Genomic DNA, 26,668 nt, shown 5'->3' with positions numbered 1-26,668 from the left:
TTTGGGAGTGAATCTGACCAATACCATTTTTATTACGTAAAAATGGATGGTCAAGGTTCGTCAGAAATATCATTCCGAAGAATTAAAAATGCGGCCGCTGCTGTGCACCAAGCAATTGCAGTTGCCCATAAAATTGGTCATATTTCTTTGAAGACTGAAGATAAATTAATTAAATTATCATCTTCTTTTTCCGTTACAAGCATCACATGGTTGAATATAATTGCCAGTTAATGCATAAATGCATACGGTGAATAAAAAAATAAACCAAGAATTGGGAGGGAAATCATGTTAAATGTAATTTTTACAGAAAAGGCCCCTAAAGCCATCGGGCCATATTCTCAAGGAATAAAAGCAGGTGGGTTTTTCTTTCTTTCAGGACAAATACCGGTAGATCCAGAAACAAATGAAGTAGTTGAAAATAATATTATCGTACAAACAAACCAAGTAATGAAAAATATAAAAGCAATATTAGAAAGTGAAGATTTATCAGTTAAAAATATTGTAAAAACAACCATTTTCTTAAGCGATATGAATCAATTTTCACTTGTAAATGAAGAGTATGGGAAACATTTGGGAGAACATCGCCCTGCTCGATCTACAGTTGAAATAAGCAGACTTCCAAAAGATGTATTAATCGAAATAGAAGTAATTGCTGCTCTAAAATAAAGTAATAAATATAGGGAATAGAGTTAAGAACCTGATTATCGGATAAAAATGAGGATCTGATAATCAGGCTTATTTTTGTCATTAGGTTTATCAACCTAGCATTAAATGTATAGTGGCTATTTTGGGAGTAACTATGATTCAACATTGGGATTTAGCCAATATTGGAGCCTTTCCATACTTTGGTTATTTGCTAAAACAAACCCATTATCATGGTGCCGTTTAACTGTAACCTCCATACTGTTTAACCAAAGTTTAAGTCCGATGGTAATTCCCTATCGTTCGCATAATAAATCAATTGAGGTGGCCCGGTATATGTCACTACGGGCTATGAATATTGCCATTGGCGCTTTGTTTGTAACCGTATTCTTTTTCATCAGTAATCATTTGAAGAAGAAAAGATGGAAATTGTTATTAATAATAGTTGATGGAAAGATATTTATAAACAATGTTCCGTTTTTTGGAAAACCTTCGATTAGTAGGTAAGGACAGCTTTATGATTGGACCGCGAAACCCATTCATAAGGCTGTTTTTTCTTTAGCTTCTTGGAAAGTAGGTTCAGGACTGGTATACATTTCTAACTTAAAAGTAAACTGTACCCTATAGAGTAGACACTAAAAAAGGTCTGCCCTATCGGGTACTTTTATGTATAATGAATAAAAATGTGAGAATCGAAGAATAATCAAATATCAAAAAAAATTCTTACTGTTTTAAGATTAAAGAAGCGAATCAAGATTGATTATTATTAATAAATACTATAACAAGTTTGCGTATTAACATAATGGCTATATTGAAATCGTTGATTTATGGTGAGTTTTTCTTGAGTAGTTTAGTTGAAAAGTGATAATAACTATGTTAAATTTTATTCTGTACCAAGCAGTAGGTAAAGTTTTGCGTGAATATATGATAAATACCAATAATTTTTTAAACTGATTCCAAAAAGTCTTGTAAATTGAATTCTCATGTTTTCATGTACATGTTACCTTTAAAAAAATAGAAGTTATTGCACCTCTGAACAATAGTGTTAGTATAAATGAGGTTAATGTTTTTGATCGTAAATTTCAACTGTTTTTAGTGCGTTAAAGACAGTAAATAATTTAGATGAATTTTACATTATAATATGGCCAGAAATAATTACTTAAAAGATTGTTTCATATGGCTAATATGAAAACTAACGCAGATGTCGTTTGGCATGATGGAGTAAAAGGCAATGGAGTTTTTGTATTTATGATTGAATCAAGAGAGCTTCCTGTTGTAGTAGTGAGCTTAAATTCTGACGGGCTTATATCTGATGATGAATTTTAAATTATACATCACCCTCGTATGGGTTTATCCGAGAGTTCAACAGAAAAACAAATTCAATCAGCCAGTAGATTATTTGCGGCGGCTGATAAGGGTTGCGTCGTAGGGAACCGACTAAAAAAGTTCAAGGAGAAATCTTTACTAAATAAACTAGGTCATTATTTAAATTCGATCAAATTAGTAATTATAAAAGAAATTCATTTGTTTTTACTATCGTTAAAAAGGAATACCTAATACAATAGTAACAGGTCATACTTCTGTTGTATGATTTGAAGAAAGTATATTTAAACTGATTTAGCCACTCTATATTTGTATATAGAGTGACTGGTTAAATTAACTAATAAAGGTGTGTTTATATGTCTAGACAACAAGAAATTATTACAATTTCAAGAAAAATTATTTATTCTAAAGGATATCAAGCTACTTCTATCAGTGATATTCTTGATGCTGCTAACATTGGGAAAGGACAGTTTTACCATTACTTTTCCTCTAAGCATGATCTTGGTTTAGCTGTTGTAGAAGATTTAGTAAAAGAATGGGATCAAGAAGTTTTCTTTGAGATTTTCCAATCTAAATTTGATCCAATCACTAAATTAAATAAAATGCTGGAGAGAACATTAGTATTCTATACAGACGAGGAAGGGAAATCAGGTTGTCCCGTTGGCAACTTAGCTATCGAAATGAGTGAACATGATGAGACGTTTCGAGTGAAGATACAATACATCTTTGACCGTTGGATTTCTTTAATAGAAGAGACTTTAAATGAACTAATAAAACAAGGGCATTTTCCATCTACGATGGATTCGAAAAAACATGCCCAATCCATCGTTGCCATGCTTGAAGGTGGATTGTTATTAATGAAGAACCAGAAAGATATAGGCTTCCTTACAAGCGTTCTAGATGTAATTCGAGTACAATATCGTCTTTCTTAATGATATGAGACTTTCTCATATCATTTTTGCTTGCTTATTCTCTAAATGTATGATCAGCTCATTTTTATACCGGATTGTAGGTACAGAAAATGGTGCTTTATGGATCTTATAGTATCGATACACAAAATCTTAGAAGAAAAGTGAAAATAAAATTTGAAAAAAATGACTTTGAAAAAAATCATTTTGCTTGCCTAACCTCTAAATGTATGATAAGTTCATTTTGTACCAAATGGTAGGTACAGAAAATAACGCTTATAGATCTTTTAAAGTATCAATACACAAAATCTTAGAGGAAAGGGAAGATAAAATTTGTAAAAATGACTGAAATGAAAAATATCATTTTTTGCTTGCTTATCCTCTGAATGTATGAAAATTTCTTTTACCAAACGATAGGTACAGAAAAAAAGTGCTTTATAAATTTTAAAGTATAATACACAAAATCTTATTAGATGAAGGAGAAGATAGAATGGGTAAGGATAGTTTATATCAAAAATCAGACATTAATCGTTTAGGGAATTTAGTAAATTAAGTGGTGAGTCATTTCGTGCATTTGCCAACTTCGATCATAAGGCCTTAGCTGAAGGGAAATTATCATCTAAATTAAAGGAATTAATAGCTGTAGCAGTAGCTCACGTTACTGGTTGCCTATATTGTATTGAAGTTCATGTTAGTCAAGTTAAAAAGAAAGAAGCTACAAAAGAAAAGATGGCTGAAGCTATTATGGTAGCAACTGGATTAAAAGCAGGTTCTGCTATGGCTCATAGCGTTAATGCTTTAAATGCTTATGATGAGACAGGTGACGATGAATTATACAAAGTATCGAACTTTAACCGCCTAAAAGGATTTTCTTCCTTACATGGAGAAGCATTTTTAAATCTTTTGTTTCCTTTGATCTACAGGCAATGAAAGCGGGAAAACTTAGTGTAAAAGAGAAAGAGAAAGAATTTATTGCTATTGCAATAGCTCATGTAACAGGTTGTCCAAATTGTATTGAAGCTCATGTAAAAGGAGCTAAAAAAACTCAGGTTACAAAAGAAGAGATGGCTGAAACTATTAGTAGCAACCGCATTAAAAGCAGGTTCTGCTATTGCTCACGGCATTAATGCTTTAAATGCTTATGATGAAAGCTAATTTTTATATACAAATTTAAGTAAACCAAGAAATCATATCTAATTAAAAGGAGAAAGAAAAATGGCTATTATTTATGTGGAAAATGGAGAATTAGAACAACATTTACAAACAGATAAAGTAGTATTATTAAATTTCACAGCTACTTGGTGTGGTCCATGTAATTATTTTGCTCCCACTTTAGAGGAATTAGACGAACAATTAGGAGATCAGGTACAAATCGTAAAGGTTGATATCAATAAGAACGAAGAACTGGCTCAAGAATTTGATGTCATGAGCATTCCTAATTCACGCTTTTACTTTAAAAATAAATTCGGTCAATCCTTTGTTGGAATTGCTGATTTAGAAGAGCTGAAAAAACAAGTATTGGCTATTAAAGGACAATAAACAAACATATTGCCCCTCAATAGTAAAAGTAAACCTACATTGTATTATATAAATAATTTCTTTAAAGAGGAGGGGATTCATTTGGAAAACAAGGAGATATATGATGTTACATTGTGGGGGCTGGACCTGCTGGTATGACAGCAGCTGTCCATACTTCACGGGCTAACCTAAGTACCTTGCTTATTGAACGAGGAATACCTGGTGGACAAATGGCAAACACTAAAGACGTGGAAAGTTATCCTGGTTTTGATCATGTTTTAGGACCAGATCTTTCTAAAATGAATATACACCAACAGAACTGTATTATTTCAAAGACCATATTTGGGCAAAAGTTGAAGATAATCGGTACGTTTAGGTATTACAGATTATCCTCAAACAACGATTGGTGAAATTGTTTTCTTAAATCTTCCAGAGGAAGGGAATTCATTATCGATAGAGAATAGCTTTGGTGATGTGGAGTCCATTAAAAATACATCCGAACTCATCGCACCATTTAACGGTCAAATTCTAAAAGTAAACACAGAGTTAGAGGATAGTCCTGAATATGTAAATGAAACACCTTATGATCAAGGGTGGATATTAGAAGTTCAAATGGATAATGTAAATGATAAAACCTTATGAGTGCTAAAGAATACGAAGATTATGTACATGAAAAAACTGGAGGGAATCATGATGGAAAAATTACAATCAATGGATCAATTTGAGAAGTTAAAAAAAGAAGAGCGCGTTGTCTTTATGTTTTCAGCGGGCTGGTGCCCAGACTGTCGGGTGATCGAGCCGATTTTGCCGGACATTGAAGCAAATTATCCGGAATATCAGTTTATTTATGTAGACCGGGATGACTTTATTGATTTGTGCATCGAACTGGATGTATTTGGTATTCCAAGCTTTATCGCTTATCACAAAGGAGAAGAAGCAGGGCGGTTTGTCAGCAAGGTTCGGAAAACACAAGAAGAAATCGAAACGTTCCTTAACAGCTTGTCCGCTTAATCATTGCTATGAGAAATTGTTCAAATAATGATAGATATAATTGGGAGGGGCTCTCCTAATGAAAAATCTGCAAAATTTTTTAAGAAATGTTATTGATGGTATGCGGAAATAGTTCAATACTCTCTCTGACACTCAATTTTTTATTGCCACTATTTAGATGATGTAGCGCATTAAGATTGTACCGAACTGTAGTAAGGTAATGCTGTTAAAAAACCAATTCTGAAAATAGCAAATAGGAGAAATCATGAACAATGCTACTCTGTTGTACCATCATTTTAAATAAGGTAGATAAATTGTTCAGTGATAGCAATAATGAAGCTCTACGTCCATTGTGCTTTGTAAATAAAAATGGTAAATATCGGTCTTACTATCTTGCTTGAAGATAAAGGGTTGCATATTCAAAAAAAGTATGCTATTATAAAATTGTACCAACTAGTAGGTACAGGTATTTGTTTATTGATAGGAGGAGGATTACAATGATCCCTTTAAAGAATAAGGAAGATCTAATGTTATTCTCTAATTATTAAATAAAAGGAGATAAGGTTTGCATGAAAATTCTTCTAGGGTAGACAGTTATGTAGAAAGATGCGATTTAGGCTGATGCTAAATATTGAGGCACTAAAGAAAACCTTATATTTCTTGAAGTAAGTAAGACAATGTAATAATTTTGACATCATTGAACTACCTTGGTGCTTTACTATTACATTTGTACCGAACAGTAGGTACAATTAGATGCAAAAAATAAAAAGGAATTAGAGGGATTAATTATGAATCAGAACGATAGTTTATACAAAAAGTCACACTTTAACCGTTTAGGTGAATTTAGTACACTCTCACCTGAAATCTTTAAAGAATTTGTAACCTTTGACAGAAAAGCGCTATCTGAAGGAAAGTTAACAGCTAAATTAAAGGAATTAATTGCAGTGGCAGTTGCACATACGACTGGATGTCCCCATTGTATTGATTTTCATGTTAAACAAGTTAAAAAACATGGAGCTTCCAAAGAGGAAATGGCCGAATCCATTATGGTAGCAACAGCCCTGAAAGCAGGATCTGCTCTTGCTCATGGTGTCAATGCTTTAAACGCTTATGATGGAACCGCTGATGATGAATTATATCGAGCTTCTTATATCAACCGACTAAAAGAGTTTTCTCAGTTAGATGGAGATGTCTTTAAAGCGTTTGTGACATTTGACCAAAAAGCGATGAAGGCGGGATTACTTAGTGTGAAGGAAAAAGAGTTGATTGCTATAGCAGTGGCGCATACAACAGGATGCCCTTATTGTATTGATAACCACACTAAAGCAGCCAAAAAAGCAAAAGCAACGAGGGAAGAAGTGGCTGAATCCATTATGGTAGCAACCGCATTAAAAGCAGGGTCTGCCCTTTCTCATGGAGTGAATGCATTAGTTGCATATGATGAATAAGTCTTATGGAGGAGTGAAAGTATGAAAATTGAAATCTGGTCTGATATTGCATGTCCATTCTGTTATATTGGAAAACAAAATTTAGAGAATGCGTTAGCTAAATTCCCTTATAAAGATCAAGTAGACGTGGAATTCAAAAGTTTTGAACTTGATCCGAATGCATCACTATATGACGGAACAAAATATGTTGAGAATTTAGCTTCCAAATTTGGTGGCACGGAGCAAGCAAAACAGTTTATTACTCAATTAACTCAACAAGCGAAAAATGTGGGCTTAACTTTTAACTTTGATGAAATGAAACCAACGAATACATTTAATGCTCACCGCCTAGCAAAATGGGCCAAAACTCAAGGTAAAGAAGCCATTGTGAATGAAAAGTTACTTTCTGCACACTTTACGGAGTCTAAAGATGTAGGAGATCTAGACACACTAGCTGATATTGCAGAAGCTTCTGGTTTAAATAGAGACGAAGCATTGAACGTATTAAATGATAAGAAACTATACACACAAAACGTAAAAGATGATCAATATGAAGCCAAGAGATATGGTATTAATGGCGTTCCGTACTTTATTATCAATCAAAAATATGCAGTCTCAGGAGCACAGCCAGCGCAAGCATTTTCTGAAGTACTAGATAAAGTGTGGGAAGAAGACAATCCAGCACCCAAATTAGAAACTCTATCGGCGGATACTCCTAATGGAGGGGTATGTACGGATGGCAGCTGTGTCATTCCCCCTAAAAAATCATAATAAAGGGCTTTGTAAAAACTTAGATTAGATAACGAAAGTGTAAAGAGATAATTCTAATAAAAAAACCAAATGAAGGAGATATAAACATGACAAAAATTAATGGCGTCGATACAAAAGTTATTGAAAACATAGTAGAAAATTATAAGAAAAATCCTGAGGAAGGAATTGTAGGATGGTCTTCTTCGGTCAAATGGAAAGGTGGATTTTACGCTGAAGCACAAGTAGGTGATCACAAACCCGTTCTCATTGATGAGCCAGATTGGTTCTCAGGATCTAATAAGGGTCCAAACCCCGGTGAACTTTTATTAAGTGCATTAGGTGGTTGTTTATCCATTTCATTTATTGCAACAGCTAGTTTAATGGGTATTAAGGTGACTTCCCTAGAAGTTAACGCTTCAGGACAATTAGATTTAAATGTATTGTTGGGCTTAAAAGAAGGAAATCCAGGTTTTAACGAAGTGGATGTTCAATTCACAGTGGATAGTGACGCAGATGATAAACAACTTGAAGAATTAGTTTCAAAAGCACTGGAAATTTCTCCTGTAAAAAATTCACTACAAAGAAATGTTCAAGTAAATTCAACTTTTAAACGTAATAAGTAAAAAGCTTCAGAACTGTGCCGATCTTACTTTACCTTGTATAACTAACTTTAAGTGGTAGGGTAACAGCTCGTCAGAGATAATTTGTTAATTCTAGTTAAATCGCCAATGTGGTTGGCCTAGAATTAATACTGTACTGTAAAGATAAAATGAGCAAGCAAAACATTAAATAAAGGCGAGGGTGCATTTGGTCTTTTTTAATATGTACTGATGGGAATTAGTTAGGTTGATTGAATTATTCCTAATATAATACCACGATACGCCTATACTATAAAATAACACATTAAGTGATAAAACTTGGAGGTTTTTATGAACAATTTTCAATCAGTTGAAGCTCTTTTTAAACCATTCGAAATGGGAAATCTGAAACTATCTAATCGTATTTTGATGGCACCTATGACGCGAAACTCTTCTCCAAATGGAGTACCAGGGGAGGATGTCGCTGCGTATTATCGTCGTAGAGCTGAAAAGGGTGTTGGACTTATTTTGACAGAGGGTACGTTTATCAACCATCCTGATGTTGCATCCGAGGTGCCAGCATGGCAGGAGGACGTACCACACTTATACGGAGAAGAGGCGCTAAACGGTTGGTCAAAAGTAGTTGATGGAGTACACGAGGCCGGTGGGAAAATTTTCTCTCAAATGTGGCACATGGGTGCACGAGGCAACGCTAATGATTACTCAAAACAAGAAATTTCGGAATTGGTTGAAGCTTTCGCACAGGCAGCAGCCAATGCTAAAAAAGTTGGTTTTGATGGCATCGAGATTATGGCAGCCCATGGATTTTTAATCGATCAGTTCTTCTGGGAAAAAACAAACACACGTACCGATGAATACGGTGGCGACATAGTTAAGCGCACGCGCTTTGCGAGTGAGGTCATCGCAGCTTGCCGACGTGTTGTTGGACCAGATTTTCCAATCGTGTTCCGAATCTCACAGTGGAAATATGAGTTCTATACAGCAAAGTTAGTAGAAACTCCAGAAGAACTAAAACGTTTCTTAACGCCATTAGTTGATGCAGGCGTTGACATCTTTCATGCCTCTATTCGTCGCTTTTGGGAACCTGCATTTGAAGGATCTGAACTTAATCTCTCAGGATGGATGAAAAAACTGACAGGAAAACCAACAATTACAGTTGGATCTGTCGGTCTTGATGGCGCTGACTTCGTGGATTTCTTTGCTACCGGGGAACAGGCTAATGGCAAAGCCAACAAGATGGGCGATTTAATCGAGAGATTAGACCGTGAAGAATTCGATTTGGTAGCGGTGGGTCGCGCATTGTTAGCTGACCCTGACTGGGTAAACAAGATCCGAGATGGACGAACAGAAGAATTACTTCCGTTTACGCGTGAGGCAATCGACACATTATATTAATCGCGGAGCTTAAAAAATAATAAAGAACCCATTTTGAATGATATTTTTCAAAATGGGTTCTTTTTAGTTACTTTCAACTAAAGAATCCCATAACATTTCTAATCAAACTTTATTTTAGCCCTCAACTTTTTAAAATAGGCATTTTCCGCACATAAACGTTCATTTTCAGCATGTAATGCCTCTAATGATCCCTCTGCTAGTATTTTCTTCGTTTCTTTTAACCATGGATGGATACTCCTTTTTCTTCGGTTCAAGAGCGTCTATTCCGTTAGTGTCCTATTGCTTTTTCCATTTTAGGATGGTCGGAGTCGGAGGAGAAGGAATATAACACGACAGCTACTTGCGTGAGGAACGCTCCAAAATCGTTCATATATTTTAGTACATTTTATAACTAAAATCATAGTTTTTATAGGTAGCCGTTAATCCTTCTAATCCATGTTTTTCATAAAGCGCAACCCAATTTTTAAAAGGAGTTAAATTGACATTAAATCTATCTGCGACGGATTTAAATGACTCCGTTCCTTCTAAAATATCATGTATATTTTCATTTTGTTGGATATTAATTACTATGAAAAGTTATCCTTATTAGGTGAAACAATCTTAATTGACGAGTCGGAATTCTGATGCTATAATTCAATTAATCAATCGTACAATTGAATAATTGGATAATATAAGTTTTTTCATGATGATCAGTTATCCTGTCAAATCATGAATTGTAAATGAAATTTTTTAAATCAAATCCACCTTTAGTAGTTAGATAAATAGTTAATATATTTACCTGTTATAAATGAATTATGTTAAAGTAACTAACCCTTTAAATAATAGGTTTATCGGTGGAAATGAACTTAAAAGGAATTTCCAATAGTGATTGATGGAACAACTGAACTAAATAATAAAAATTGGAGATGAATGATAATGAGATTTGAAAAGAAAACTGTAATCGTAACGGGTGGAGGTACTGGGATTGGGAAAGCAACTGCAAAAAGATTTTTTGAAGAAGGAGCAAATGTGGTTATTAATGGACGTAGAGAAAATGTGTTAAAGGAAACGGCTTTAGAAATTGACCCAACTGGCAAAAAAGTTTTATATGTAGCCGGTGACATCAGTAAAAAGGAAACTTCGGAGATTTTGGTTAAAAAAGCAGTAGAAGTGTTTGGTGGGGTAGATATATTAGTTAATAATACAGGAAAATTTAATCCAACACCGTTCCTTGACCATACAGAGGATGATCTACAATCCTATTTAGATACAATCGTTAAAGGAACATTCTATTCTTCTCAAGCAGTTATACCAGAAATGAAAAAACGTGGAGGAGGAGCAATTGTAAATACTGGTTCAATGTGGGCTATTCAAGCAGTGGAAGCAACTCCTTCATCAGCTTACTCAGCTGCAATGGCAGGAAGACATGCTTTAACAAGAAATTTAGCCGTAGAATTCGCTGGTGATCACATTCGAGTAAATGCAGTAGCACCTGCAATTGTTGAAACACCAATTTACAATACTTTTATGTCAGAAGAAGAAGTAGCAGAAGTATTACCAACTTTTAATGAGTTTCACCCCATTGGACGTAATGGTACTCCAGATGATGTAGCAAATGCAATTTTATTCCTTGCGGATGATTCATCATCATGGATTACAGGCATTATTATGTCAATTGATGGTGGAGTTACAGCTCGATTAAGATAAAAATAAAAAAAAGGAGCAATCTGGACTTACCCCTGTCAAGTAGACAACTAAAAAAGGCTATGCTGGCATCGATATTTAATCGGTGCCAGGTGGCAAGTCGTTTGGCACTTGTCAGTGAATTTATTCGGTCAGGTTGTCTTACAATTACGACGATAAAATGCTAGTGTTAAATAAATTCATTACAAAAATAAAAGTATATATGAAAAAAAGGAGAATATATGATGTCACTACGTGATCAAGCACTACGTATGCACCAAGAAAAACAAGGAAAGTTAGAAGTTAAATCAAAAGTCGAAATTCAAAACGCTCAAGATTTAAGTTTAGCATACTCTCCAGGAGTAGCAGAACCTTGTAAAGTGATTCATGAACATCCAGAAACGGTGTATGATTACACAATGAAAGGAAATATGGTCGGCGTTGTGACAAATGGTACGGCTGTTCTTGGGTTAGGAAACATTGGACCTGCAGCTTCACTTCCAGTTATGGAAGGAAAAGCAATTCTATTCAAAAGCTTTGCAGGCGTAGACGCTTTCCCAATCACGCTTGATACAACAGATACAGATAAAATTGTTGAAACAGTAAAGTTAATGGCTCACACATTTGGAGGCATTAACTTAGAAGATATCGCAGCTCCACAATGCTTTGAAATTGAAGAAAGATTGAAAAAAGAAGTGGATATCCCTGTTTTCCACGATGATCAGCACGGAACAGCGATTGTAACAGTAGCAGGACTAGTAAACGCACTAAAAATCGTAAACAAGACAATGAAAGATTTAAAAATTGTCTTAAACGGAGCAGGAGCTGCCGGCATTGCGATCACAAAGCTTCTTTACTCTTACGGCGTACGCGACATGATCATGTGCGATACAAGAGGAGCAATCTATGAAGGCCGTCCGCAAGGCATGAATAAAGTAAAATCAGAAGTTGCTTCTTATACAAATGTAAACAAAGAAAGCGGCACGCTAAGCGACGTGATTAAAGGCGCAGACGTATTTATCGGTGTATCTGCAGCTGATGCTCTATCTCAAGAAATGGTTAAATCAATGAATGACAATGCGATTATCTTTGCGATGGCAAATCCTAATCCGGAAATTAATCCGGACGCTGCAAAAGAAGCAGGAGCGGCAGTTATCGGAACAGGGCGTTCAGACTTCCCGAACCAAGTAAACAACGTTCTTGCATTCCCTGGGATTTTCCGCGGAGCGTTAGACGTTCGTGCTTCTGATATCAATGAAGAAATGAAAAAAGCGGCTGTTGAAGCAATCGCTGGTCTGATTACTGAAGAAGAGTTAAACGCAGATTACGTAATCCCTGGACCATTTGATCCTCGTGTAGCGCCAGCTGTGGCGGAATCTGTAGCAAAAGCAGCAATGGATTCAGGTGTGGCACGCATTAAAATTGATTCAGCAATTGTTAAAGCACATACAGAACAACTAACAAAAATCGAGAGCTAATCGCCGAATATGAACCAAACGGTAGGTACATAATGTGGTGCCGTATAATTCTTAAAGTATCAATACACAAAATGCTTATTAGATGAAGGAAAAGATATAATAGGTAAAGATAGTTTATATTAAAATCAGACATTAATCGTTTAGAGGAATTTAGTAAATTAAACGGTAAAGCATTTCGTGAATTTGTCAACTTCGATCATAAGGCCTTAGCTCAAGGGAAATTATCATCTAAATTAAAGGAATTAATGGCTGTGGCAGTAGCTCACGTTACTGGTAGTCCATATTGTATGGAAATTCATGTTAATAAGGTATGAGAAATATAGAAATTTTATATTGTAAACATATAGAGTTAAGTAGTGAAGAAACATGGCAACCTCATATTGTACCAAACGGTAGGTACAATATGAGGTTGCAAAAGCAACTATTAAAGAGGGCGTCTCTCAGCATGCTCCAGAAAATGTTGAACAAGTTGTAAAAGATGTCATGTGGCATCCAACTTATAAACCAATCAAAGCTAGTGAAAATACGGAGATAGCTATGTAAGTTTAAGTCAATGCTTGTCACCTTGATAGACATTGGTATTTATTAAAGACCATTCACTTTGAAGTTAAATGGTTTAGATCAAAAGTGAAAGATGGAGGATTTTAAAATGGATATTAGTCAAATCTTTATTATTCTAACACCTATTTTCTTTGTCATCGCATTAGGATATTTTGCTGGATATTTTAAAAAATTTGATGCCATGACATCAAAAGGATTAAATACATTAGTAACTAAATTTGCATTACCAGCCCATCTGTTTGTGGGGATTACAACAACATCTAAGCAAACATTAATTGAAAAATGGCCATTTTTACTTGCCTTAGTCATTGGTATAGTAGGTTTTTATATTGTTTTCCTGTTAATAGCTAAATACGCATTTAAATTTTCATTAACAGGAGCATCAATGTTTTCTTTAAACTCAACCCAACCAACTTTTGCGTTTATGGGGATTCCAGTTTTAGGAAGTTTGTTTGGAGCAGATGTGGTTGCGATTCCAATTGCCATTACAGGAATCGTTGTGAATGCCATGCTAGATCCATTAGCCACTATTATTGGCACAGTAGGTCAACGTCAGAATAAAGGGAATGACGAAGAAGAAAGTCTTTTTAAAGTAACTGTTAAATCAATTTTACATGGTCTTTCAGAGCCGTTAGCGTGTGTTCCTTTAGTTGGGGTTGTTCTAGTGCTGTTTGGGTTCCATACACCAGATTTATTAGAGCATAGTTTAGAACAAATTGGTTCCATTACATCGGGCGCAGCGTTATTTGCAGTTGGGGTCACAATCGGAATTCGTAGAATTCAATTTAGCCGAACTGCATTTGGGATTGCGCTTCTTAAAATAATTGTTCAACCACTTGTCATGCTTGGAATTGCGCTTGCAATAGGATTATCTTCAGATGACGTAACAAAATTAATTTTATTAGTAGCATTCCCAGGATCTGCAGTAGCAGCTATGATTTCGGTGAGATTTGACAATCTAGCAAGTGAGACAGCCTCTGCTTTTGTTATTAGTGCGCTTATGTCTCTTGTCTCCCTTCCCTTTTTGATCTCTTGGTTGATGTAAATAGGTTATTGTCAATCAATCAGTTGAGATTGTAAAGAATACTAAAGTATCTGTAGAATTCAACTGTGTGGGTAACTGATTGTTGAATTTAATTCTAGTTAATATTTAAATGATGATTCTGGTGCGAAAAGAAGCAAACAGCTAAAGTACTATGAATTTTACCTGCCCTACGGCCATTTTTATTCATAATAAAAAAGTTAATACCGAATTTTTATAGTATAAAATCTTAAATGTTCGGTATTAACCTTATCTTTCTATAAAGTGTGCTGTTTTCAAAACAAAATCAATTTTTATATATAGAGGATATGGGGATTTTATGTGGGATTGGAATTATACCAACATTATAAATACACCTGTTTTTCACCTTTTTACAATAATCACAACATTTATATTATTAAATTTATTGGAAGAGTAATTATTTTTAATCCTTAAGGAAAGCGAATGACAGTCGATATAAAAGTGATATTAATACAATAATTTTTATTTTACGAGTGCTAAACAGCGACATTACATTTCATTATAGATTCCTGATAAGAAAACTACATTATATCCGTAAAGTTGACTAAATTTCTGATTTCAAGCACCTTCCTTTCAAGTTTAGATTTTCCTCTTTTATTTGGTATACTTAAAAATGAGAAGAGATTTTGAGTTATAATATAATTATCTTATAAAACTTAAAGGTGTGTTGATATGTCTAAGAAGAAAGAGATTATTTTAGCTGCAAATGGAGTTATCTACTCTAAAGGATATCAATCCACTTCAATACAAGATATCCTTGATGCTGCTGGAATTGGAAAAGGTCAATTTTATCATTACTTCTCATCGAAATATGATTTAGGATTAGCTGTTGTAGAGGACCTAATCCAAGAATGGGAACAGAAACTTATTTTAGAAATTTTTCAATCCCAACTTGATCCAATAACTAAATTAAACAAAATGTTAGACAGAACATTGGTATTCCATACAGAAAGAGAGGGGAAATCGGGTTGTCCCATTGGAAACTTAGCTATTGAAATGAGCGAACATGATGAAACATTTCGTTTAAAACTACAATATATCTTTAATCAGTGGATTGATTCAGTAGAGAGAACATTAAAGGAACTTATAGAACAAGAACATCTTTCATCTACTATTGATCCGAAAAAACATGCTCAATCAATCGTTGCCACGATTGAAGGTGGAGTTTTATTAATGAAAAATCAAAAAGATATAAGTTTCCTCACAAATGTTTTAGATTTAATTAGGATACAATATCATCTTTCTAAATGATATGAGACTGTCTCATATCATTTTCTTGGGTTTTCCTCATAAATTTTAATAAACTAATTATGTACCAAACGGTAGGGACAGTTTGATTCCAATACATATTACATATATTAAGGATATAAAAGCTTTTGTTGGTACGATTGCAATTTCTGGAACTTTTGCTCCGATACCCATATTGCTACTGAACTAATTTATGGGTAATATTGAGAAGTGCGTGAAAAACATGGAGACCACGAAATTGTATATTGTTAAACAGGATTTCCATTAATTAAATTTTCATCCTGAGCCCATCTAAATAAAGATTTAATAACCACTTTTAATAGCATCTATTGGGGAACTTGGGGTTTTCGAAGTTATCTTACTTACTACTCATACTTTTTATCATGCTTCCCGGCCCTGTAATGATCACGGTAATGACTAATGGAAAATCCTATTTGTCAAAGTTTCTCGAAAATTTTGGAGCCAACTGGTCGCCAAAGTTAACAGTCGATCAATCAGCAAAGAATGAAAAGTTTTATAAACAAGAAGAGCCCATGGAGTTAATGCACTCTATGGGCTTCACAGGAGTTAGTAAATATTCTCCATTTAAAGGGGATTTTAAGTCTCGTTAAAAATAAAAGAGAGATTAATTGGAGTTATCACAAAATTCCCACACTAAAAAACATCATACAAAGACAATAAATTAAGTCGTTCCACCTTCTAAAAGTTTAACAGGCAGATATGTCTCCAACGGAAAATCGTTAAATTCACCTTTAATTTCTTTTAATAAAATATCAATGGCTGTCTTGGCAATTAAATCAATTGGTTGTTGTATGGTTGTCAATTCTGGCAGTAAAACTTGAACTGCTTCTGTTCCATCATAACCGACAACTTTTAATTGCGTTGGTATATCTTTTCCGCGTTTTTTAGATTCAGTTATAACAGATGCCGCGATTAAATCATCACTTGCAAAGATACCATCTACTTCTGGATGTTCATCAAAAAGCTTAGAGATTACTTCTTGATGACTTTGAAGAGGTGAAACTTCATATGTATTTGGAAGTCTACCATGTTCCTTCATAACATCCTCATACGCTTTTCTTCTTAAGTTTGCTGGTGTTTGCAGTTCAATTGGTCCATTTATATGAACAATATGCTGACAACCTTTCTTTATTAATAATTCAGTAGCTTTTTTTCCTCCGCTATAATTGTCAGAGCCAACAACAGGGATGTTTTTCGATAAGTAGTGGTCAATTGCTACGACAGAAAGATTCTGCTTCTCATAATTTAGTATACCTCGGTTATATGTCACAACGACTACTCCATCTACCTGATTACGTATGAGCATTTCTAAATATTTTTCTTCTTTATCTATACGGTTTAAGCTGTTACAAAGTAACAATTTATAGCCTAATGAAGCACAGATACTTTCAATATGAAAGGTAAGTTCACCGAAAAATGGGTTACTTGAATTTGGGATAATTAGTCCTATTAAATTAGTTCGTTTATTAAATAAAGAACGGGCTAAATCGTTTGGAAAATAATTAATCTCTTCCATCGCTTTATAAACCTTTTCTTTTGTTTTTTCACTTATGTAACCGCGGTTATTTAATACACGGGAAACTGTTGTTGATGAAACACCGGCTATTTTTGCCACATCGTGAATGTTAGGCTTCATTTCATGTCCTCCTACCTTATTAAGAAACATCCATTATTATTTAACTTTTTTAACTACTCATTTGAATAAAGTTTTCATGTCCATTGATTGGATACTGAGATTTTTTCAGTTGGTTCACAGAGATATTAAACATTGGCATCAATATTGTATAAAGAGCGAAGGTTATAAAAATGAAAAATCCATTAATAAACTGTTTAATAGCATATCATAATCTGTCACCTACTAGGAAAACCCTATAATAAAATAATTTCAGATTAGTCTGATCACGCACCTATTTTAGAGAAAAGTACTAATATGTGCAAGGGTTAGAGACAAATAACCCGAAAGGTAATGTCTGATTTTTCAAAAAAAAGCTGTCAACCGATTGACATATGTAACCGGTTGACATAAACTACTATTGAAAGCGCTTTTATAAGTTTTTTTAGACGAAAGACATATGAGGGGGAAGTGAGAGGTATGAAGAAATGGCTGCTAGTAAGTATATCTTTATTACTGATGTTTGCTGCGGTGGGATGCAGCAAAAGCGAAAGCGTAAATAGTGATGGTAAAAAGACGATTACGATGTGGGTACACATATCTGATGAAAATGAAGAAGGAAAAGTGTATAAAAAACGGGTAGAAGCCTTCAATAAGAAGTATGCTCCTGACAATATCAAAGCTAAAATTGAATTTATTCCACGTAGCGGAAATGGCGGTGGTTATGAAGACAAAGTAAACGCGGCCCTTACAACCAGCACGTTGCCGGATGTTATTACTTTGGACGGTCCAAATACAGCTGCTTACGCGAAATCTGGTGTCATTGCACCATTGGATGAGTATGTAAAAGATCAAGAGGATTTGCTGTCAAGTATTAAGCAACAAGGAACGTATAAAGACAAGTTGTATGCAATTGGTGTTAGTGAATCATCTGTTGGGATTTACTACAATAAAAGAATGTTACAAGAGGCGGGCGTCGATTTGAATACGCTGCCAACAGTTGATAATCCATGGACGTGGGACCAATTCCTTGCTCTTTGTAAAACGTTGAAAGATAAATACGACAAACCAGCTATTGATATGCAATTACAGTCAAAAGACGAAATGTTGACGTATGCGCTAACTCCGTTTGTCTGGTCAGCTGATGGGGATATCATCTCGAAAGATGGAAAGAAGGCAGAAGGTGTCTTCAATAAAAAACCTACTGTTGAAGCGTTGACTTTTATTCAAACAATGTTGAAAGAAGGTTATACGACACGAACACCAGTCAAACAAGCGTTTGAAACGGAAAAATATCCAATGAAGTTTAGTGGAGTATGGACAGTAACTGATATGAAAACAAACTACCAAAAGGTAGATTATGGCGTTATGCCATATCCTGTATCACCAAAGACAAAGAAACTAGTTTCTCCTTCAGGTAGTTGGCAATTTGCGATGACACAAACGTCCGAAAATAAAGAATGGGCTGCAAAATTAGTTGACTGGATGACAAACAAAGATTCGAATGTGGAACTGAGCCGTACGATTGCAGCACTGCCAGTCCGATACTCTTCTGAAAAAGTGATGGCAAAAGAGTTCTCAGATCAAATGAATGTCTTCTTGAAACAATTGAAAGAAACAGGACACGCACGTCCCGTTACACCGGCTTATCCGCAAGTAACGCGTGCTTTCCAACAAACAATCGATGACATCAGCTTCTATGATCAAAATAAAGATATCCAAAAAGTATTGGATACACATGCGAAAGAAATGCAATCAGCTATCGATAAGGCCAATTAGAAGGAGGAGCTATGAGTAAAATTGGATGGAAAGAAAATAGGAATGTCTATACATTTCTGAGACCAGAGGAAAGAACCAAGAATAAAATTCGGTGGAAAGAAAATGTAGTTGCATATACGTTTTTGGGACCGGCGTTGTTACTTTTATCGATGTTCCTTGTTATTCCGTCTATTATGTCAGTCTATTATTCGTTTACGGATTACTATTTATTGACACCAGATATGCGTAAATTTGTCGGATTGGACAATTTCATCAATCTATTCCAAGACCCAATTTTTCTGAAAAGCTTGGTGAACACACTGGAATTTGTCGTTTGGGTGATTCCGTTACAGATAGGGGCAGCTCTTGGGCTGGCCCTCCTGTTAAATAAACAACGTAAAGCAAACACGTTTTTTAAAGTAGCTTACTTTAGTCCAGTTGTCATGTCACTTGTCGTTATCTCTGTTCTATGGTTGTATTTGTTGAATCCAAATGAAGGGATTATTAATAACGTACTCACATACTTCGGCATTTCAGCGCAACCGTTTTTGACAAGTCCTAAGCAGGCGATATTTACAATTGTTGTGGTTTCAGCTTGGCAAGGAGCTGGCTTTCAGATGCTGATTTTTCTAGCAGGACTGCAGAATATCCCCGGTGATGTTTATGAGGCGGCACAGTTAGACGGAATAAATAAATGGCAACGTTTTATATACATTACGTTACCTTTGTTGAAACCAACTTCAATTTTTATATTTATTACCACATTAATTGGCGCATTCAAGCTGTTGGTTCAACCAATGGTTATGACGCAAGGCGGACCAGTGAATTCCACCATGACGGTTGTCTATTATATTTATCAAACTGGTTTTACGGACCGTATGGTTGGTTATGCCAGTTCAATTGCTCTCTTGTTTGGGACGATTATCGGATTGGTTACGATTACGCAGCGTAAACTGGTGAAGGAGGATGAAGATTGATGAGACGGAAATTCGGGCCTCTAACAATTTTAGAATACATTTGCCTGGTTTTGCTCGCAGTGCTATTTATTTTTCCGCTGTTTTGGATGGTCGCATCCTCGATGAAACCAGAAGCGGAAATTTATAACGATATGAGCAACATTAAGGCTTTCCTGCCATCATTTCATCCATCAGACTGGTTTGTATCCTACAAGCAAGTTCTGTTACGATTTCATTTACTGAGTTATATCGGCAACAGTTTGTTTTATGGTTTGTGTGTAGCAGTTGGTTCTATAATTATCAATGGGATGGCGGGCTATGCATTTGCTAAACTTAATTTTAGTGGGAAAAAAGTGCTGTTTGGTCTTTTATTGGCTATTTTGATCGTGCCATTTGAAACCATCTTAATCTCTCAATTTACCATTATTCATAGCATTGGATTAGTGGATACACGTCTTGCGGTTATTTTGCCAGCGTTGGCAGGGGCATTCAATATCTATTTGTTCCGGAACTTTTTTATGGCTATTCCAAAAGAGATTATTGAATCGGCTAAATTGGATGGGGCAAATACATGGCAAGTATTCTGGCGGATCATGCTACCGATGTCTAAACCAGCCGTAGCCACTGTTGGGACATTGGCTTTTATCGGAAGTTGGAATGACTACATCTGGCCTCTGATGGTCTTGACAGACAAGTCGAAATTTCCGATCCAAGTAGCGATTACAGCAATTAATAGTACAGATCCGGTTTATACTAACCAAGTCATGGCTGTTCTGACGATATCCACCGTTCCATTGATTATTATCTATATTGTGGCTCAACGTTATATTTTAGAGGGGATTGGTGGTTCAGGTACAGGCATTAAATAGAGAGTGTGTCACCATTAACAACCATGTATGGACTTAAATTCACATTGCTGATTCTTCTTTTTCATATCGATAACTAGTTATTCATTTCTTTTCACATGTCTAGTAAAAGGAGCAATTAAATTGGAAGTTTCAAAAAATCTGTATTGGAAGTTAAGTGCTTATTTTTTCTTTTTCTTTTTTACTTGGTCTTCAAGTTACTCTTTATTTTCCATTTGGTTAGGACAAGAAATAAATTTAAGTGGGTCAGCTACAGGTATAATCTTTTCTGTAAACGCTATCTTCGCCTTATGTATGCAGCCACTATATGGTTATTTATCTGACAAAATAGGTTTAAAGAAAAAAATATTATCTTTCATTAGTTTGCTACTCGTATTTGTAGGACCATTTTATATTTTCATTTATGGACCATTATTAAAATACAATGTCTTTTGGGGCGCGATTGTTGGAGGAATCTATTTAGCAGTTGCTTTTCTAGCTGGTATTGGAGCGATTGAATCATATATTGAGAAGATTAGCCGTAAATATGATTTCGAATATGGAAAATCGAGAATGTGGGGATCTCTAGGGTGGGCGGCAGCTACATTTTTTGCAGGACAGCTGTTTAATATTAATCCAAATATCAATTTCTGGGTTGCATCTGTTTCAGCAATCATATTAGTGGCCATTATTATGTCTGTGAAAATAGAAATGACGGATCAAGAGATGAATAGAGCCGATTCTATTAAATTAAAAGACGTTGGACAACTTTTTTTATTAAAAGATTTCTGGTTTTTCATGATGTACATTATTGGGGTGACATGCGTCTACAGTGTTTATGATCAGCAATTCCCTCTTTATTACGCCTCATTATTTCCGACTGAATCGTTAGGCAATCAAGTATTCGGATATCTAAACTCGTTCCAAGTATTTTTAGAGGCCGGAATGATGTTTCTTGCTCCGTTTATCGTAAATAAGTTTGGTGTTAAGAATAGTTTAATTCTAGCAGGATTTTTAATGGCCTTCCGAATCATCGGTTCTGGAATTGTTGTTGGGCCAATCGGAATTTCTTCGATGAAATTAATTCATGCTCTAGAATTGCCTATTATGCTAATTGCTATTTTTAAATATTTAGCAGCGAATTTCGATACCCGTCTATCTTCTGTGCTTTATCTAGTTGGTTTCCAGTTTGCATCTCAGGTAGGTGCATCTATTCTTTCACCACTTGCAGGTGGATTTTATGACAGTGTAGGATTTCGTAATACCTATCTCATCATGGGAATCATGGTTTTTTGTTTTACCATTATTTCAATCTTTACTTTAAAAGGTTCTAAAAAAAGAAAAGGCTTAAATGGCAATGTGGAAAGGTTACGAAAGATAATATAGGAGGATGTTAAGATGTTAACAATTAATAGAATTAAGCAAGCTGAAGAGGCACTTAAGAATGCCAAGAAAAAAATAAATAATCGTTATCGATTAGGTTACCATATCATGGCTCCAGCTAACTGGATGAATGACCCGAACGGTTTCGCGCAGTATAAAGGGGAATATCATGCATTTTATCAATTCCATCCATATGATGCAAATTGGGGACCTATGCATTGGGGCCATGTAAAAAGTAAAGATCTCGTTCATTGGGAGCATTTGCCTGTTGCTTTAGCTCCTGGGGATGCTTGTGATACAGATGGATGTTTCTCAGGAAGTGCCGTTGATAATAATGGTGAACTAACCCTAATCTATACAGGACATCACTATACAGACAAGGAAAAAGATCTCTTCTATCAAAATCAAAATATTGCGGTCAGTACGGATGGCATATCATTTGAGAAAGTTGGAGAAAATCCGGTTATTGCTAAACCACCAGTAGATAGTGCACATCACTTCCGTGATCCAAAGGTGTGGAAACACAATGATGCCTGGTACATGGTTTTAGGAAATTCGACAAAGGAGAATGTCGGAAGAGTTATTTTATACCGTTCTTCTGATCTACTGAATTGGGAATACATTGGCGTTCTTGCACAAAGTGATGGCTCCCTTGGATATATGTGGGAATGCCCGGACTTCTTTGAATTAGATGGAAAATATATTCTAATGATCTCTCCTCAAGGTATTAAATCAAATGGAGATTTATATAATAATCTATTCCAAACAGGTTATTTGGTTGGAGATTATAATTACGAAACAAACGAGTTTGTTCATGGATCATTTACTGAACTGGATAATGGACATGACTTTTATGCAGTTCAAACATTATTAGATGATAAAGGTCGTCGAATTGCGATTGGTTGGATGGATATGTGGGAGTCAAACATGCCAACAAAAGCAGATGGATGGTGTGGTGCCTTAACATTACCACGCGAAATAACGCTAGGGGATCATAACAAGATTTTAATGAATCCTGTTGAGGAATTAATCTTATTACGAGATTCTGAACACATTGAGTGTACAAATCAATCCATTTCTGAAAGCTATTTGATAGAAACAAAAGAGGATTTACTTGAAGTGAAAGCAGTGTTTGACTTAACTAATTGTAGTGCTCAATCTGTAGGTCTAAAGATTCGTGGAGTTAACCAAGAAGAAACAGTATTAACGTATCACTTAGATAAACACCAACTAACACTTGATTGTTCCAAGTCAGGAAAAGTGGAAAATGGTGTTAGAAACACAATACTTGAGAAAAATAAAGAGCTTTCCCTACGTGTATTTATTGATCGATCTTCCATTGAAGTCTTTGTGAATGATGGACAAACGACCATGACAAGTCGTATCTATCCGAATGAAGATAGACTAGGAATTGAGTTATTTACTGAGAAGGGTGATGTACAAGTCAAGGAAATAACCTATTGGAACCTACAAGACATCTGGAAATAAAATAACAAGGAACAAGTGTCTAGACACTTGTTCCTTGTTTAGGGGTGAATACATTGAAAAAGGTTTTTTGTATTGGCGAGACATTAATTGATTTTATTCCTATTCAAAAAGAAAAATCTTTAAAAGAGGTTACTGGTTTTAAACGTGTTGCCGGTGGAGCTCCTATGAACGTTGCGATTGCAATTGCAAAATATGGTGGGAATTCCATCATGCTAACCAAGATAGCTAATGATAATTTTGGTGATTATTTAATGGACGTGCTTCAAGGAAATGATGTAGACACTTCCTATATTATTCGAAGCGATGAAGGAGAAACTGGATTAGCATTTGTATCTGTAGATAATTTCGGAGAAAGAAGTTTTAATTTTTATCGAAAGAATACAGCTGATTTATTACTTTCACCAGATGAGGTGAAGTCAGAGTGGTTTAATCAAGGAGATCTTCTTCACTTTTGCTCAGTGGATTTAGTTGAAAGTCCAATGAAACAAACTCATATAAAAGTGATAGACAGATTTAAAAAAATAGGTGGAATTGTAAGTTTTGACCCTAATGTCCGGCTGCCTTTATGGCCTGATGAAGAAAGCTGTCGGCGTACCATACTAAAATTCTTGCCTCTAGCTGATATTGTGAAAGTATCCGATGAAGAATTATATTTTATAACAAATATTAATAAGGAAAAAGAAGCGATAAACTCCCTTTTTGTCGGTAGCGTGAAAGTAGTCGTATATACAAAAGGAAGCGATGGCGCAAATATTTATTTGAAAAATGGAGAGGAATATGAAGACAAAGGATTTAAAGTAACTGTTTCGGATACAACAGGGGCAGGTGATGCATTTATGGGAGGTTTCTTATCCGAACTAGTGTCACTAGAAATATCTAATGAAAATCTATGTGAAAGAGTGAGTGAAAATCATCAACGATTACTTACTTTTGCAAATGCAAGTGGAGCACTCACTGCTTCCGTAAAAGGAGCTATTCAGGCAGCACCTGGAAAACGACATGTATTAAATTTTATTTCTACTCAACGGACAACAAAAAAGAGGGGGGAGAATGTAATTCTGTAACAAGTTTTAAACTACCTTACTGTGTTCATTATTTTTAAGGACAATTAATCTCTTATATATAGGTATTCCGGTCAAAAAGGTTCAGGTGTAGGAATTATGATAATTGGAGACGTGGTGCGAGGAAGTTGCTTTTTTCTCAGGAGAGGTTTTATTCGTCCCTCGGTATGATGACCGAAATTTTCTGCAAGCTTTGGAAAATGGAAGTGGAACTAAAGAAGCAACTATCCGTGAGGAATATGAGATTGATTCAATTAGCTGTTTAGTAGGAGAGAAATACGGGAGTGAAGTTCAAGAAAAGATAAAATAAAACTGTAATAGTGAATCTAACAAGATTGGTTCCTTGTGAACTAACGAGAGCGTTAACTGAAGATCGAAGCTGTCTTAAAGGCAGCTTTTTCTTCATGCAACTATCGGTGCAACCCACTTAAAGAAGGTAACATGATTCCTTTGAAGAATTTTTTTGTAGATAACTTATTGGGAATTTGTAATGGTTTATTAATGAAAGGGGAATCCATATTGTTAAGTCTTAGTTCTATAAGAAGAAGTAAAAAAGTCGATTCCTTAACGTTGAACTGACCCCCTAAAGTTAGACAGGTTATATCGTTAGGCAGCCTGTTGGGCATGCGTTCGGTATTGTACCGGGCTCATGCCTTTTAATTTTGCCTTGATTCGTTTGTGATTATAGTATTCTATATATTTTGCTAGTTCTTGTTTAAAGTGTTCCACACTTTCAAATTCTTTTAGATAAAGAAGTTCCGATTTCATGATACCAAAGAAATTTTCCATAACAGCGTTATCGTAACAATTCCCTTTGCGAGACATACTTTGCGTAATGCCACGTTCCCTAAGGGCATCACGGAATTGTTTCATTTGATAATGCCAGCCTTGATCTGAATGAATAAGGAGAGTATCGTCGTCTGTTAAACGTTCAAAAGCTTGATCTAACATCGTTGAAATGAGTGAGTAGGTTGGTCTTGAACCGATTGTATACGTAATGATTTCTCCATTAAATAAGTCCAATATCGGCGATAAATATAGCTTTTCTCCAAATAATTTAAACTCTGTAATATCCGTAACCCATTTCTCATTTGGTTGTTCAGCTTTGAAATTGCGATTTAAAATATTTAGTGCAATCTTGCCCACAGATCCTTTGTAAGAGCGATATTTTTTCATACGGACAAGACATTTTAGCCCTAGTTCTTTCATGATACGTTGCACCTTTTTGTGGTTTACTTTGTGTCCTCGATTTCTAAGTTCATCACGAATACGACGGTAACCAAAACGACCTTCATGTTCATCGAAAACAGATTTAATCAATACTTTCAGTTCTGCATCTAGATCAGGACGACCGAAGTTTTTCACCCAATAGTAATACGTGCTACGCGGAATGTCTGCGAGCTGTATAAGTGCTTTCACCGAGAATGCATTCCTTAATTCATAGACTACTTGTGCTTTGTCTTGTTTGGTGATTTTTCCTTGTTTTGAACTAAGGCATTCAACTTTTTTAAATAGGCATTCTCCATACGTAAACGTTCATTCTCCGCCTGTAAAGCCTCTATTGATCCTTCATCGGGTAATTGAGAATTTGATGTCTTATTATTTTTATTTTTCATGGATGGACGCCCCTTTTTCTTTGATTGTAGGGCATCAAATCCTTCTGTTTCATAAGCAACTTTCCATTTTCGAAGCGTTTCATAAGATGGAATATTAAAAATCGCTGCTGTTTTCCTGATAGACGTCCCTTGTTCGTTCATATAATTGAGTACATCTAGTTTAAACTGTGCAGGGTAGGGTGTATAGCGTTTTTCAAAAGCATCATCACCAAAAAGTTCAAATTGTTTAATCCACTGATGGAGTAAACTCGGATGAACACCAATAGATTTAGCAATGGTTTGTCCTCCCTCATTACCATCTATATATTGTCTTACTGCCTGTATTTTTTCTTCTGAAGAAAATCTCGCCATAAAAAAACTGCAC

Annotated in this window: 25 protein-coding genes and 3 pseudogenes; 26 read left to right on the top strand and 2 right to left on the bottom strand. The window is 35.3% G+C overall.

Translation table 11 applies throughout. The features are described 5' to 3' along the window. Window positions 1–285: 285 nt before the first annotated feature. The 19 genes and pseudogenes from NYE63_RS16450 (at window position 286) to NYE63_RS16360 (ending at window position 15,567) form a co-directional block, all read left to right on the top strand. Entirely contained in the window at window positions 286–666 is a 381-nt protein-coding gene (locus NYE63_RS16450) for a RidA family protein (RefSeq protein ID WP_342601921.1), read from the top strand. Between the two features lie 312 nt (window positions 667–978). Continuing rightward, window positions 979–1,149: a hypothetical protein gene (locus NYE63_RS16445; protein ID WP_342601920.1), complete on the top strand. Its 171-nt coding sequence runs from the start codon at window positions 979–981 to the stop codon at window positions 1,147–1,149. A 669-nt stretch (window positions 1,150–1,818) separates the two neighbouring features. Continuing rightward, entirely contained in the window at window positions 1,819–1,968 is a 150-nt protein-coding gene (locus NYE63_RS16440) for a hypothetical protein (RefSeq protein WP_342601919.1), read from the top strand. Window positions 1,969–2,321: 353 nt separating this feature from the next. Next, the gene (locus NYE63_RS16435) at window positions 2,322–2,897 is read left to right on the top strand and encodes a TetR/AcrR family transcriptional regulator (protein WP_342601918.1); all 576 of its coding nucleotides are present in this window, start codon (window positions 2,322–2,324) and stop codon (window positions 2,895–2,897) included. A 594-nt stretch (window positions 2,898–3,491) separates the two neighbouring features. Next, a pseudogene (locus NYE63_RS16430) lies at window positions 3,492–3,803 on the top strand (carboxymuconolactone decarboxylase family protein); the annotation flags it as partial. Further along, complete coding sequence (locus NYE63_RS16425; protein ID WP_342601917.1) at window positions 3,800–4,000, top strand: carboxymuconolactone decarboxylase family protein; 201 nt, start codon at window positions 3,800–3,802, stop codon at window positions 3,998–4,000. The pseudogene NYE63_RS16430 and the gene NYE63_RS16425, both read left to right, overlap by 4 nt. Window positions 4,001–4,088: 88 nt before the next feature. Beyond that, on the top strand, window positions 4,089–4,412 hold the full coding sequence (locus NYE63_RS16420) for a thioredoxin family protein (RefSeq protein WP_342601916.1): 324 nt from the start codon (window positions 4,089–4,091) through the stop codon (window positions 4,410–4,412). 81 nt (window positions 4,413–4,493) lie between these two features. Continuing rightward, window positions 4,494–4,687 (top strand): annotated as a pseudogene (locus NYE63_RS16415) (NAD(P)-binding protein); the annotation flags it as partial. A gap of 82 nt (window positions 4,688–4,769) precedes the next feature. Next, the gene (locus NYE63_RS16410; protein ID WP_342605796.1) at window positions 4,770–5,033 is read left to right on the top strand and encodes a hypothetical protein; all 264 of its coding nucleotides are present in this window, start codon (window positions 4,770–4,772) and stop codon (window positions 5,031–5,033) included. Between the two features lie 51 nt (window positions 5,034–5,084). Then, window positions 5,085–5,402, top strand: coding sequence for a thioredoxin family protein (locus tag NYE63_RS16405; protein WP_342601915.1), 318 nt, complete (start codon window positions 5,085–5,087; stop codon window positions 5,400–5,402). A gap of 767 nt (window positions 5,403–6,169) precedes the next feature. After that, window positions 6,170–6,829: a carboxymuconolactone decarboxylase family protein gene (locus NYE63_RS16400; protein ID WP_342601914.1), complete on the top strand. Its 660-nt coding sequence runs from the start codon at window positions 6,170–6,172 to the stop codon at window positions 6,827–6,829. Between the two features lie 21 nt (window positions 6,830–6,850). Next, complete coding sequence (locus tag NYE63_RS16395) at window positions 6,851–7,579, top strand: DsbA family oxidoreductase (RefSeq protein ID WP_342601913.1); 729 nt, start codon at window positions 6,851–6,853, stop codon at window positions 7,577–7,579. Window positions 7,580–7,665: 86 nt separating this feature from the next. Further along, window positions 7,666–8,181: an OsmC family protein gene (locus tag NYE63_RS16390; protein WP_342601912.1), complete on the top strand. Its 516-nt coding sequence runs from the start codon at window positions 7,666–7,668 to the stop codon at window positions 8,179–8,181. Between the two features lie 306 nt (window positions 8,182–8,487). Next, window positions 8,488–9,552: an NADH:flavin oxidoreductase gene (locus NYE63_RS16385; protein ID WP_342601911.1), complete on the top strand. Its 1,065-nt coding sequence runs from the start codon at window positions 8,488–8,490 to the stop codon at window positions 9,550–9,552. A 915-nt stretch (window positions 9,553–10,467) separates the two neighbouring features. Next, window positions 10,468–11,238 carry an SDR family oxidoreductase gene (locus tag NYE63_RS16380; protein ID WP_342601910.1) on the top strand — a complete coding sequence of 257 codons (771 nt, stop codon included), beginning with the start codon at window positions 10,468–10,470 and terminating at the stop codon, window positions 11,236–11,238. A gap of 221 nt (window positions 11,239–11,459) precedes the next feature. Beyond that, window positions 11,460–12,692 (top strand): malic enzyme-like NAD(P)-binding protein, encoded by a 1,233-nt coding sequence (locus NYE63_RS16375; RefSeq protein ID WP_342601909.1) that lies wholly within the window; start codon window positions 11,460–11,462, stop codon window positions 12,690–12,692. Between the two features lie 116 nt (window positions 12,693–12,808). After that, complete coding sequence (locus NYE63_RS16370; RefSeq protein WP_342605795.1) at window positions 12,809–13,006, top strand: carboxymuconolactone decarboxylase family protein; 198 nt, start codon at window positions 12,809–12,811, stop codon at window positions 13,004–13,006. Between the two features lie 335 nt (window positions 13,007–13,341). Continuing rightward, window positions 13,342–14,298, top strand: a complete 957-nt coding sequence (locus NYE63_RS16365) for an AEC family transporter (protein WP_342601908.1) — start codon at window positions 13,342–13,344, stop codon at window positions 14,296–14,298. 690 nt (window positions 14,299–14,988) lie between these two features. Further along, window positions 14,989–15,567 carry a TetR/AcrR family transcriptional regulator gene (locus NYE63_RS16360; protein ID WP_342601907.1) on the top strand — a complete coding sequence of 193 codons (579 nt, stop codon included), beginning with the start codon at window positions 14,989–14,991 and terminating at the stop codon, window positions 15,565–15,567. Window positions 15,568–16,246: 679 nt separating this feature from the next. On the opposite strand, the gene NYE63_RS16355 is transcribed toward NYE63_RS16360, so the two are convergent. Further along, window positions 16,247–17,221 carry a LacI family DNA-binding transcriptional regulator gene (locus NYE63_RS16355; protein WP_342601906.1) on the bottom strand — a complete coding sequence of 325 codons (975 nt, stop codon included), beginning with the start codon at window positions 17,219–17,221 and terminating at the stop codon, window positions 16,247–16,249. A 456-nt stretch (window positions 17,222–17,677) separates the two neighbouring features. Here NYE63_RS16355 and NYE63_RS16350 point away from each other — a divergent pair, with 456 nt between their 5' ends. The 7 genes and pseudogenes from NYE63_RS16350 to NYE63_RS16320 form a co-directional block, all read left to right on the top strand. After that, complete coding sequence (locus tag NYE63_RS16350) at window positions 17,678–18,976, top strand: sugar ABC transporter substrate-binding protein (protein ID WP_342601905.1); 1,299 nt, start codon at window positions 17,678–17,680, stop codon at window positions 18,974–18,976. Window positions 18,977–18,987: 11 nt separating this feature from the next. Then, window positions 18,988–19,932, top strand: a complete 945-nt coding sequence (locus NYE63_RS16345; RefSeq protein WP_289322260.1) for a sugar ABC transporter permease — start codon at window positions 18,988–18,990, stop codon at window positions 19,930–19,932. After that, on the top strand, window positions 19,932–20,780 hold the full coding sequence (locus tag NYE63_RS16340) for a carbohydrate ABC transporter permease (protein WP_342605794.1): 849 nt from the start codon (window positions 19,932–19,934) through the stop codon (window positions 20,778–20,780). The genes NYE63_RS16345 and NYE63_RS16340 overlap by 1 nt, the downstream gene beginning before the upstream one ends. A 120-nt stretch (window positions 20,781–20,900) precedes the next feature. Beyond that, on the top strand, window positions 20,901–22,142 hold the full coding sequence (locus tag NYE63_RS16335; protein ID WP_342601904.1) for an MFS transporter: 1,242 nt from the start codon (window positions 20,901–20,903) through the stop codon (window positions 22,140–22,142). Window positions 22,143–22,163: 21 nt separating this feature from the next. Further along, on the top strand, window positions 22,164–23,627 hold the full coding sequence (locus tag NYE63_RS16330; RefSeq protein ID WP_342605793.1) for a sucrose-6-phosphate hydrolase: 1,464 nt from the start codon (window positions 22,164–22,166) through the stop codon (window positions 23,625–23,627). Window positions 23,628–23,680: 53 nt separating this feature from the next. Next, a complete protein-coding gene (locus tag NYE63_RS16325; protein WP_342601903.1) occupies window positions 23,681–24,691 on the top strand; it encodes a carbohydrate kinase in 1,011 nt (336 codons plus the stop codon). A gap of 39 nt (window positions 24,692–24,730) precedes the next feature. After that, window positions 24,731–24,956: pseudogene (locus tag NYE63_RS16320) on the top strand (hypothetical protein); the annotation flags it as partial. Between the two features lie 338 nt (window positions 24,957–25,294). On the opposite strand, the gene NYE63_RS16315 reads toward NYE63_RS16320, so the two are convergent. After that, window positions 25,295–26,655, bottom strand: a protein-coding gene (locus NYE63_RS16315) for an IS3 family transposase (RefSeq protein ID WP_342601902.1) whose coding sequence is annotated in 2 segments (ribosomal slippage) — window positions 25,295–26,199 and window positions 26,199–26,655 — 1,362 coding nt in all. Because the reading frame shifts where the segments join, the coding sequence is not laid out codon by codon here. Window positions 26,656–26,668 lie beyond the last annotated feature (13 nt).

It is taken from the genome of Peribacillus sp. FSL E2-0159 (assembly GCF_038643155.1).
GTDB lineage: Bacteria > Bacillota > Bacilli > Bacillales > DSM-1321 > Peribacillus > Peribacillus simplex.
The sequence above is the reverse complement of the archived record's forward strand: the minus strand, read 5'-3'. Positions and strand labels throughout refer to the sequence as shown.